General features: G+C 59.8%; 7 protein-coding genes and 1 pseudogene. All 8 read right to left on the reverse strand.

Going from position 1 to position 10,577, the window contains the following annotated elements; translation table 11 throughout:
- Positions 1–39: 39 nt before the first annotated feature.
- The 8 genes and pseudogenes from L0H65_RS07585 to miaA all read right to left on the reverse strand — a co-directional run bounded on the left by L0H65_RS07585 (position 40) and on the right by miaA (position 10,539).
- The gene (locus L0H65_RS07585) at positions 40–582 is read right to left on the reverse strand and encodes an RSP_2648 family PIN domain-containing protein (RefSeq protein ID WP_301458246.1); all 543 of its coding nucleotides are present in this window, start codon (positions 580–582) and stop codon (positions 40–42) included.
- Positions 579–1,808, reverse strand: coding sequence for an RSP_2647 family RNA methyltransferase (locus tag L0H65_RS07590; RefSeq protein WP_301458248.1), 1,230 nt, complete (start codon positions 1,806–1,808; stop codon positions 579–581). The genes L0H65_RS07585 and L0H65_RS07590 overlap by 4 nt, the downstream gene beginning before the upstream one ends.
- 350 nt (positions 1,809–2,158) lie before the next feature.
- Positions 2,159–4,244 (reverse strand): annotated as a pseudogene (locus L0H65_RS07595) (dipeptide ABC transporter ATP-binding protein).
- Between the two features lie 106 nt (positions 4,245–4,350).
- Positions 4,351–5,508, reverse strand: coding sequence for an ABC transporter permease (locus tag L0H65_RS07600; RefSeq protein ID WP_301458251.1), 1,158 nt, complete (start codon positions 5,506–5,508; stop codon positions 4,351–4,353).
- Between the two features lie 12 nt (positions 5,509–5,520).
- A complete protein-coding gene (locus tag L0H65_RS07605; RefSeq protein WP_301458252.1) occupies positions 5,521–6,606 on the reverse strand; it encodes an ABC transporter permease in 1,086 nt (361 codons plus the stop codon).
- Positions 6,607–6,739: 133 nt separating this feature from the next.
- Positions 6,740–8,395, reverse strand: a complete 1,656-nt coding sequence (locus L0H65_RS07610) for an ABC transporter substrate-binding protein (protein ID WP_301458254.1) — start codon at positions 8,393–8,395, stop codon at positions 6,740–6,742.
- Between the two features lie 336 nt (positions 8,396–8,731).
- A complete protein-coding gene (locus L0H65_RS07615; RefSeq protein ID WP_301458256.1) occupies positions 8,732–9,529 on the reverse strand; it encodes an AraC family transcriptional regulator in 798 nt (265 codons plus the stop codon).
- A gap of 125 nt (positions 9,530–9,654) precedes the next feature.
- On the reverse strand, positions 9,655–10,539 hold the full coding sequence (gene miaA / locus L0H65_RS07620) for a tRNA (adenosine(37)-N6)-dimethylallyltransferase MiaA (protein ID WP_301458258.1): 885 nt from the start codon (positions 10,537–10,539) through the stop codon (positions 9,655–9,657).
- Between the last annotated feature and the right edge of the window lie 38 nt (positions 10,540–10,577).

The following is a 10,577-nucleotide window of genomic DNA, read 5'->3' on the forward strand; positions in this document are numbered from 1 at the left end:
GCTGTTGGATGACTGGATTTGTCATCCGCCGCTGCGACATCAGCCCGTCACGGCGCGTGCCAGCCGGGTCAGTTTGGCGCGTTTCAACAGGGGTTTCAGCGGTTTTTCTTCCCCCGACAGCTTCGATGCCGTGGCGCGGACCTGTTCCAACGCCTGTTCCACCCGGTCGGTGTGATGCGACCACAACTCCCACAGCAACCCGTCGGGGTCGCGCCGCTCCAACCCTTCGGCGGCAAGCGTGCCGCGCGGAAAATCCTTGGCGTTCAGGGTGACGATGGCGTCGGCATGGCCCGTGATTGCGGTGGCGAGAACGTGAAGATCATTCTCATCGGGCAGGTGCAGCCGCGCCTCCAGCCCCGGTTGCGACTTGACCACAGCTCTCGGAAACCCCACCAATGCGCGGGCAATTGCGGCCAGCGCCTCGGCCTCCGCCATGGGGCCAAAACGGGCGGCGGCGCGTTGCCATTCACCAAGGATACGGTCGGACCAGAGTGGTGTGAATAATCCTCGCGCGGCAACTGCCAGCAGGCATTCGCGCATCACGGTCGGAAACAGCACACAGGCGTCAAGGACGAGCTTCACCCGTCAAGCCGATAGAACAGCGCCTTGAGGTAGCCGCTTTCCGCCAATTGCGGCAACATCGGATGGTCCGGCCCGGCGTGTCCGGTGTGGATCAGTTGCGCCCGCCGACCGGCGCGGCCAATCCCGCGTCCGCAAGCGTTGCGAAAGGCTTGCAAATCAGCGGCATGGGAGCAGGAGCAAAGCCCGAGATATCCGCCCGGTGCGACCAGCGCCGCCGCCAGACGCGCAACCCGTTCGTAGGCGCGCAAGCCCGCCTCCAACGCCGGTTTGGCGGGGGCGAATGAGGGGGGATCGCAGACGATCACATCAAACTGCGCACCTTCGGTCGCCAATGCCTCCAACACCGCGAAAGCATCGCCTTGGCGGGTGGTGAAATCTTTCGCGAAACCAGAGGCTTTCGCGCCATCTTCCGCCAAAGCAAGCGCGGGTGCGGAACCATCAACCGCCAGAACCGAAGCGGCACCACCCGCCAAAGCTGCCAGACCGAAGCCGCCAACATGCGAGAAAACATCAAGCACCCGCGCATCTTTGGCCAAACGCGCGGCGAAGGCGTGATTGGGGCGCTGGTCAAAGAACAACCCGGTTTTCTGCCCGCCGATCAGGTCGGCCAAATAGGTCGCCCCGTTCATCGGCACCGGGAGTGCGGCATCGACAGTCCCGCGCAGAACCACGGTTTCCTCGGTCAGCCCTTCAAGGTGGCGGGCACGGCCGGTGCCGTTTTTCAGGATGTTGTTCACGCCCGTCACCGCGACCAAAGCCGCCACCAAAGCGTCAAGATGCGCCTCGGCCCAGGCAGCGTTGGGCTGGATCACCGCCGTATCCCCGAACCGGTCGATCACGACGCCGGGCAGACCATCGGCCTCGGCATGGACGAGCCGATAAAACGGCGCATCATAAAGCCGCGCGCGCATCGCATGGGCGCGGGTCAAGCGCGCCTCCAGCCAAGTCTGATCAATCACCGCCTCGGCGTTCTGGTCCAGCATCCGGCAGATGATCTTGGAATTGGGGTTCACCGTCACCAACCCCATCGCGCGACGGTCGCCATCTTCCAGAATCGCCAAGGTACCGGGGGCCATTTTTTGCGTGCGCCGGTCGGTGACAAGCTCATCGGCGTAAACCCAAGGGAAACCATGGCGGATCGCCCGCGCCTCGGCCTTGGGTTTCAGGCGGACGGTTGGCCGGGTGTTTGCGGGGTCGCTGTCAGGCGAAAGGACGATGTTGTTCATCCCCCCCTTTACCGTGTTTGCATCGGCTGGGAAAGGTTTCGTGGCCTTGAACTTCTATGATCTCGTGCAAGTCAGGTTTTTGCCCGCAAATACCGCGAAGCCTTCGCTTGGATGTTGCCCGGCAGGCAATCGCTCAGGCTATGCCTGCTAATTGTCACTGAGAACGGACCCGGCGTAACGAATATCGCAAATCCCTTATTTTATTGAAACATGGGGTCTTCGCACCGCTTACTTTTTATCAGGATCCAAGCCAGCAATCGAATAGGATCAAATCTTTCAAGATTTCTGGACCGGCAGATAAGGCTACCCTTGAACCAAAGGATTGCCTTATCCAAAGCGGGTGAAGCCCTTCACTCCGCCGCAATGGTGATCACCGGTTCCATTTCTTTTAGAATCTCATCCGACAGGTGGCACTTGATCTGATGCCCGCTGCCAAGGTTTTTGACCGGGGGAACCTCTATTTCACACAACCCGCCCGGCACCTGGCTTTTCCAACGGCAGCGGGTCTGGAACGGACAACCGGGAGGCGGGTTCATCGCCGACGGGATGTCACCATCCAGTACGATGCGCTTTTTGATGACTTTTGTGTCGGCAATCGGCACGGCGGAAAGCAGCGCCTCGGTATAGGGGTGGTAGGGCGGTGAAAACACCTGATCGGTGGTCCCCAGTTCGACGACGTGGCCAAGATACATCACCATCACCCGGTCGCTGAGGTAGCGCACGATGGAAAGGTCGTGGCTGATGAACAGCAGCGTCGTACGGTTCTTGCGCTGAATTTCCATCAGCAGATCGGTGACCGCAGCCTGAACCGACACGTCGAGCGCCGAGACAGGTTCATCCGCAACGACAATCTTGGCATCACCGGCAAAGGCGCGCGCGATGCCCACACGCTGCTTTTGACCGCCGGAAAGCTGGCGCGGCATGCGGTCGGCAAATTCGCGCGGCAGTTTCACCAGGTCCATCAGCTCCAGCATGCGGGTGTTGCGCTCCGCGTCCGAATTGCCTTCGCCAAAGATTTCCAGTGCCCGGATGATCTGGCGACCAACGGTCATCGACGGGTTCAACGTGTCGAACGGGTTCTGGAACACCATCTGTACATTGGACACGGTATCGACGCCGCGCCGTTCGATCGGAGTGTCTTGAATATCTTGATTGTAAAGGAAAATCTTGCCACTGGTCGCAGTCTCCAACCCCATCAGAACCTTGGCAAAGGTAGATTTTCCACAACCGGATTCGCCGACGATGGCAAGCGTTTCGCCTTCGCGGGCCTCGAACGATAGGGTTTCATTGGCCTTGACGACTTTCTGTTCGCCGCCACCAAACATGGACCCACCGGAGACCTCATAGTTTTCGCAGATCTTCCATTTTCAGGACAACCTCGCCGACAGGCGTTTTCTCCTGCTTCTTGACAGCCTTGAGCGGCGCGTTCCAGTCAATCTCATTGAATTTCACACAGCGCGAGGCGTGGCGGTCGCCTTCGGCTGGCGCCATCTTGATGTCGCCAACGTCACAGCGCCCCGCCTCAAAATAGTCGCAGCGCGGGCCGAAGTTGCAGCCCCTCGGGCGTTCGTGCGGCAGTGGAAAGTTACCGGGGATCGCGACGAGGGGCCGCGAATTCTTGTCGGCGGTGGGCAATGGAATCGAGCGGAACAGCGCCTGCGTATAGGGGTGGCGCATCTTGTCGAACACTTCGGAGACATTGCCGGTTTCAACCGCCTCGCCGGAATACATCACGCACAGCCGGTCGCAGACATCGAGGACAAGGCCGAGGTTGTGCGAGATGAACAGCATCGAGGTTCCGTATTTCTCACCCAGATCCTTGACGAGATCGACGATCCCTGCCTCCACAGTGACATCAAGCGCGGTTGTGGGTTCATCGAGGATCAGCAGCGCGGGTTTCGACATCAGTGCCATCGCGATGACGATGCGTTGTTGCTGGCCGCCGGAAAGCTGGTGCGGATAGGCGCGGATGATCCGGTCCGGATCGGGCAGACGCACATCGCCGACGATCTGACGTGCCAGTTGCCATGCCTCCGTCTTGCCCATGCCTTCGTGGATCATCGGCACTTCGGCAAGCTGTGCGCCGACGGTCATCGCGGGGTTCAGGGAGGCCATCGGTTCCTGATAGATCATCGCGATTTCAGAACCGCGGATCTTGCGCAGTTCATCCTCATTCATATGGGTAAGGTCGCGGCCCTTGAACTTGATGGTACCATCCACGATCTTGCCGTTCTTGCCGAGGTCGCGCATCACGGCAAGGGCCACGGTGGATTTGCCACAACCGGATTCGCCGACGAGTCCCATCGCCTCCCCCGGCATGACGGTGCAGGAGAAATCCATTACCGCCGGGATTTCACGCAGTCGGGTGAAGAAGGAAATCGAAAGGTTGGTGATTTCCAGGATCGGTTGGGATGGGTCCCAGTTGGAGTTGGACATTGTTATCTCCCTGTTCGGCTTTTTGTGCGACGAGTCGCTTGCGGGCCGGCGCCGGGGGCTGTCTGCCCCCGGACCCCCGAGGATATTTTTGAACAGATGATAGACATCAATCCCTCATGCTTTCTTCGCGCAAGCCGTCGGCAAGCAGGTTGAGGCCGAGGACCAGACTCATCAAGGCAATCGCCGGGACGAGAGCGGGATGCGGGAAGATGGAGAGAAGGCGGCGCCCGTCGTTGATGGTCGAGCCCCAGTCCGGCGACTCCGGGCTGACGCCGAGGCCGAAGAAGCCAAGCGTTCCCAAGAGAATGGTGGTATAGCCGATGCGCAGACAGTAATCCACGATCAGCGGTCCGCGGGCATTGGGCAGGATTTCCCACAGCATTATGTACCATGGTCCTTCGCCCCGTGTCTGCGCAGCCGCAACATAATCGCGCGAGCGCAGATCAAGCACGAGACCGCGCACAATCCGGAAAACCGTGGGCGCGTTCACAAAGACCACGGCAACAAAGACGTTGAGCATGTTGGGGTCCATCGACCAGATGCCGAGCGGGTCGATATTGAACGCGAGGCCGGAATAGGCCCAGAGGCCGATGACGAGGGTGATGCCAACATAGAGGTTGCGTTTGTTCGGTGCGGTGAAGAACCGGCTTTGGAACAGGGTGACAAAGAAGATCACCGGGAAGATAAACAGCACCGCCGCGAGAACGGTCGGGATACCGGTGTCGCGGATTTCCGGGGTGACCAGCAGGTAGAACAGCAAGATCACCGGGAAGGCCAGTACGAGGTTGGCCAGAAACGACAGACCGGTATCCAGTTTGCCGGCGAAATAGCCTGCGGGCAGGCCAAGCGTGATGCCGACCATGAAGGCGAAGGTGGTGGCTGCTGGCGCAATCGCCAGCACACGGCGCGCGCCCATCACCATCCGGCTGAAGACATCGCGGGCTAGGTTATCGCCGCCGAGCAGATAGTAACCATAGGCGCTACCGTCGGGCGCTGCCGTTCCGGGTGGTTTGTTCTTCATCCCCGACAACTGACCCAAGGGATCAAGTGTGATGATGTGATTGGCAAAGAGTGCCGTGAACACCCAGAACATCACGATGCCAAATCCGATCATGCCGACCGTACTGTCAAACAATTTGCCATAGAGCCCGAGGCGGCGACGGTAGGTGATCGAGAGCGCGTAGGTGACGATCAGCGCGGCCCAGACGGGCCAGAACTGAATGATCATTCGGGTGAAAATGCCACCCCATCCAAGCGGTTCCATGCAGGCTCCTCCTCAGGAAATCCGGATACGGGGGTTAAGAAAGGCATAGCCGATGTCGGAAATGAGCTGTGTCGCCAGCACGATAACCACGGCAACGACGGAACAGGAGAGCAGAAGCTCCACATCGTTGTTGCCCGCGCCCTGCACCAGCGTCCAGCCGAAGCCCTTGTAATTGAACAAGGTTTCTGTGATCACCACGCCATTCAGCAGCCATGGGATTTGCAGCATGATTACCGTGAACGGAGCAATCAGGGCGTTGCGCAAGGCGTGGCGCAACACGACCTGACGGAAGCTGACACCTTTCAGGCGTGCGGTCCGGATATATTGCGCGGTCATCACCTCGGTCATCGAGGCGCGCGTCATCCGCGCGATATACCCCATGCCATACATCGCAATGGTGATGACCGGCAGTCCGAAGTTCCAGAAGGTGATATCGTCCATTGCGCTGGTCGCAGTGCCTTGAAACCATGTGCGCCCTTCGATCCAGCCGTGTTCAAACAGCCAAGGCGAAACGCCCACGGTGGCCGAAGCGAATAGCGCGATCAGGATCACTCCGGACACATATTCCGGCGTCGCCGTGGTGGCGATGGCGATGGTGGAGAGGAAGCGATCCGTTCGCGACCCTTCGCGCATCCCGGCGAGTACGCCGAGGGCCAAAGCCGAAGGAACCATGATGATCATCACCCAGAGCATCAGCCAGCCGGTGGCGACCAGTGCGCGTCCCAAAATCTCTGACACCGGGCGTTTGAACACGGTGGAGTAACCCCAATCGCCTTGCAATACGCCGCAGCGGGTGGGCGCGCTTTCAGCCGGGACCGCAGCATTGATGCAGCGCCCGGTGGTGACGCCCGCAGCGTCTGTCGCCGTCCAGCCCGGCAGCACACCAAGCCATTCGCCATAGCGCTTGACCAGAGGCTGCGCATAGCCATGCGTCGCCAGCCAGCTTTGAACCTGCTCATCGCTCATCCGGACCGAACCTTCGGAGCGGGCGAGTTTTTCCAGGTTGGGGGCGAGGTTGGTCAGGAAGAAGACGATGAAGGTCAGGCAAACAGCTGTCAGGACCATGATCCCGAAACGTCGAAGCAAAAACATCAGCATGACTTATCCTTCCCCTGCGAATCACAGGAGTTATGGGACAGTTGCAAGGAGAGGGGCAGCGGGTGGTCACACCGCGCCGAAGATGGGCAAAACGGCGGGGGCAACCTGATCGCCCCCGCCGTTTTGTTCAATGTCAGGCCTCAATCCACCATTTGTAGTGATGATGCTCAAACGTCGGGTGCATTTCTGCACCATGGACTTTCGGATCATAATGGCGGAACAGCGAGCGCCAGTAGGGTTGGATCACAACACCTTGTTCGACCATGATCTCCTCAACCCGCTTCATCACCTCCCGGCGCTTGTCGGCATCGGCGATGGAGTTGGCTTTCGCCATCAACGTGTCAAACTCTTCGTTGCTGAAGGCGGATTCGTTCCACGCCTCACCGGTGCGGTAGGCCAGTGACAGAACCTGAACACCAAGCGGGCGCATGTTCCATTCGGTGGCGGAGAACGGGTACTTCGTCCAATCGTTCCAGAAGGTGGACCCAGGCATAACTGTGCGCTTGATCTTGATTCCGGCGTCGCGGATTTGCGCCGCAACCGCATCGCAGGTTGCCGCTTGCCAGGCATCATCGACCGAGATCAGTTCAAACTCGGTATCGGCCATGCCCGCCTTGTCGATCATTTCCTTGGCAGCTTTCGGATCGGCCGTCTGCGGAGGCATTTCGGCATATTCCGGGTGAATCTTGGAGACGTGGAAGTTGTCCGCCTTGGTGCCGCGCTTGTTGTACCCCAGTTCCAGAATCACATTGTTGTCGACGGCAAGTTGCAAGGCGCGACGAACATTCACGTCCTTGTAAAGATCGGCATCCTCATTGAAGCGGACGCAGATCGTTGCCGCGGTGCCAACCTCGGATTCGGTCCAGCCAAGGCCGGTCAGAATGTCAATGAAATCGCCAACCGACTGATAGGTCATATCAATTTCACCCGAACCGGCGGCTGCAACCGCTGCGGAAGGGTCGGTGCCAAGGTCAAGATACTCGATCTTGTCAAGATACGGCCCGCCATAGACTTCGGTGCCCCACCAAGTGAAATCGGGCTTGAGTGCCAAGACCTGCTTCACGCCGACATCGTTGGTTTCCGGATAATAGGGGCCGGTTCCGATGGCGTTCACGCTCGGGTCGCCATTGTCGTAGGATTTGTGAACAACGGCTGCCGGATAGTCGGTCATATTGACGACGATCGCGATGTCGGGCGCGCTCAGTTTCAGCTTGACGGTATGGTCATCGACCACGGTGATTGCACCGTCGGCTGCCTTTTTGGTTGTGCTGTCGACGAGTGTGCCCATCCGTCCGGACATTGAGTTGCCGTCAACCGTGGCATCGCACCAACGGGTGATGTTATGTGCCACATCCTCGGCCGTGAAATCATCGCCATTGTGCCATTTCACGCCTTTGCGGACGTGTAGCGTATATTCGGTTGCGTCATCGCTGGTGTCCCAGCTTTCCAGCAGCATGCCGCGGATGGAACCGTCACGTTCATATTCCGCCATATATTCCAGCCAGCCACGGGTGAAGTTGGCGATCTGGCTCCAGTCGGCGGTGCGCGGATCCTTCAAGCCCTTGGTCTCCATCTCGGTACGCAGCGTGCCGCCCTTGACCGGGGTGTCAGCCGCGCGGGCTTCCGGCGCGGCAAGGCCCAAAAGGCCGTAGGCCACCGTGGACGCGACGCCCAAAGCGGTTGCGCGCGTCAGAAACTCCCGGCGGCTGAGGGTGCCTGCCTCCACTTCTGCGGCATAATCAATTGCCGCAGGGTGGACCGGTTTGGCGAATTTGGTGTGTTTGGTCATTCGTATCTCCCTGACGAGTTCATTCCGCGTTCAGCATGTCGATGCTGCGGGAATCGTTTTTGTAGCGTCGGCGGCAGCCAGAGAGCCACCGCAGCGTCGGCATTTCCGCATGTATTGCGGCTCCGGTCAATGTACGGTTTCGCCATCTGGCGTCACAAATACGACATATGTTCAAAAACGACATGCGTCGCTTTTAGGGCATCAACCATCGGGATGCAACCAATGCCCCGTGTTTCGCGGCACAACCGAATTCAGAACAAGAAAGAAGATCGGGCAGCAAACCGTTGATAAGGCATCTCCCATTGTTCACGGGTACACCCGAAAAGCCCGGTGGATTCAAGCCTCTTTGCGGAAGGCGGAGGGGGATCTGCCGGTCTTGAGGTGGAAAGCACGGGTGAAATAGGCGGGCGAGGTGAAGCCGAGCACATCCGCGATCTCCCCGACGGGGATTTTTGTCTCGGCGAGCAGGGTGCGGGCCTCAAAAATCAACCGGTCCTGAAGCAAGGCCGAGGCAGGCTTGCCACAGGCCTGTTTGCAGCAGCGGGTCAAATGCGTCGGCGTGACCCCCAATGCACCTGCGAAATCCGAAACCCCCATGCCGGACCGGAAGTTCCGTTCCAGCAGGTTGGAATAGCGCGCGACAAGCCGATGGGCGGCGTCCGGGCGTTTGACCTCATCTGCGGATTTTTCAACCTGACGCTCCAGCCAGACGCCGAGAAGGCCAAGATAATGCCGCGTCGCGCGGTCATGCGCCGGGGTATTGGCATCCATCTCCCGCACGATGGCATCCAGTGTCACATTCAACTCCTGCTGAACAAAGGTTTCCCGGACGCGCAGATGATGCGGCGCTTTCGGCAGGGTAACATCGCAATTCCGGCCAAAGAATACGGCTGTTCCAAAGACTTGTGGCCCGGCCTCGAAGCCGTACATCACGCCCGGCGGGATGAACACTGCATTGTTGGCGGTATAGCCACGGGTGCTGCCCGCAATGGTGATCCGCCCCTGACCCTTGGTGAACCAGAGCATCACCGGTTCCGACAAGGCGCGCATCGCCTCCACCCGCCAACGCCCGCCAGCAGCGAGGCGCGGAATGGCAATGACTCGCAATTGTGACAGCTTTGTAAGATCCTGCATTTCGGTCCCTTTGAAACTTTCCGGGCAAGGTTAAACAGCCCGACATGCAAGACCCAAGCAGAAACTCGTCAAAATCGAACCCTTCCACAGACCTATCCACAGGTTTGACGCATCGCCGCCGATATTCACGCCGGATCAAGCGGAATCCAGCTTTGCATCCGCTTGCGAAACCAGGTTCGCTGCCGTTTGGCATATTGCCGCGTCGCGATCTTGGCCAAGGACACCGCCTCGGTCAAAGGCAACTCCCCGCGCAGATGCGCCACCAGTTCGGGGGCACCAATGGCACGGGATGACGCGCGCATCGGCTGCCATTCCGGGAGTTGCGCGCGAACTTCCTCCAACGCACCCGCTGCGATCATCGCATCAAACCGCTGCTCGATGCGGGCGTTCAGCCAGCCGACGGCCGGGCGCAAGACAATCGCCTCAACAGCAGACAGCGGCAGGGCAGGGGCGGCCGTTTCACCCTGCCACGCCGCAAGCGACCTGCCGGTCGCCCGCATCACCTCCCAGGCGCGCTGGATCCGCGCAGGGTTCATGTTGTCTATCCGGGCGCGCGTGGCCGGGTCCAGTTCCGCCAACAACGCGGCCTTGCCTTCGACCGCGATGCGGATATCCGCCTCGCGGCGAACCTCCGCTGGCGTTGCGGGTATCTCGGCCAGACCCTCCGTCAAGGCGCTGAAATAGAGCCCGGTGCCACCCACGATCACCGGGCGAGAACCCTCGGCCATGATTTCCATGACCTCACGCAGCCAATGCCCCACGGAATAATCCTGATCACAGGCGACATGCCCATAAAGCCGATGTCGCAATGCGCTCTCATCCGCCACGCTCGGCCGTGCCGTCAGCAGGCGCCAACAGGTGTAGACCTGCAACGCATCGGCATTGACAATCACCCCGCCGGATCGCGACACAATTTCCACCGCCAGCGCCGATTTGCCACTCGCCGTCGGCCCGGCAATCAAAACCGGTCGTTCCGATGAGAGTGCGTTGATCCAGCCCCTATCTGCCATTCTTCTCTGCAAAAATATCCTCCGGGGGGGAATTGGCC

It is taken from the genome of Pseudorhodobacter sp. (assembly GCF_030452865.1).
Classification (GTDB): domain Bacteria; phylum Pseudomonadota; class Alphaproteobacteria; order Rhodobacterales; family Rhodobacteraceae; genus Pseudorhodobacter.

Bases quoted from the DNA above. Each gene is read 5' to 3' on its own strand.
- miaA (WP_301458258.1), bottom strand. From the start codon at position 10,539: ATGGCAGATAGGGGCTGGATCAACGCACTCTCATCGGAACGACCGGTT.
- L0H65_RS07600 (WP_301458251.1), bottom strand. From the start codon at position 5,508: ATGGAACCGCTTGGATGGGGTGGCATTTTCACCCGAATGATCATTCAG.
- L0H65_RS07615 (WP_301458256.1), bottom strand. From the start codon at position 9,529: ATGCAGGATCTTACAAAGCTGTCACAATTGCGAGTCATTGCCATTCCG.
- L0H65_RS07590 (WP_301458248.1), bottom strand. From the start codon at position 1,808: ATGAACAACATCGTCCTTTCGCCTGACAGCGACCCCGCAAACACCCGG.
- L0H65_RS07610 (WP_301458254.1), bottom strand. From the start codon at position 8,395: ATGACCAAACACACCAAATTCGCCAAACCGGTCCACCCTGCGGCAATT.
- L0H65_RS07605 (WP_301458252.1), bottom strand. From the start codon at position 6,606: ATGCTGATGTTTTTGCTTCGACGTTTCGGGATCATGGTCCTGACAGCT.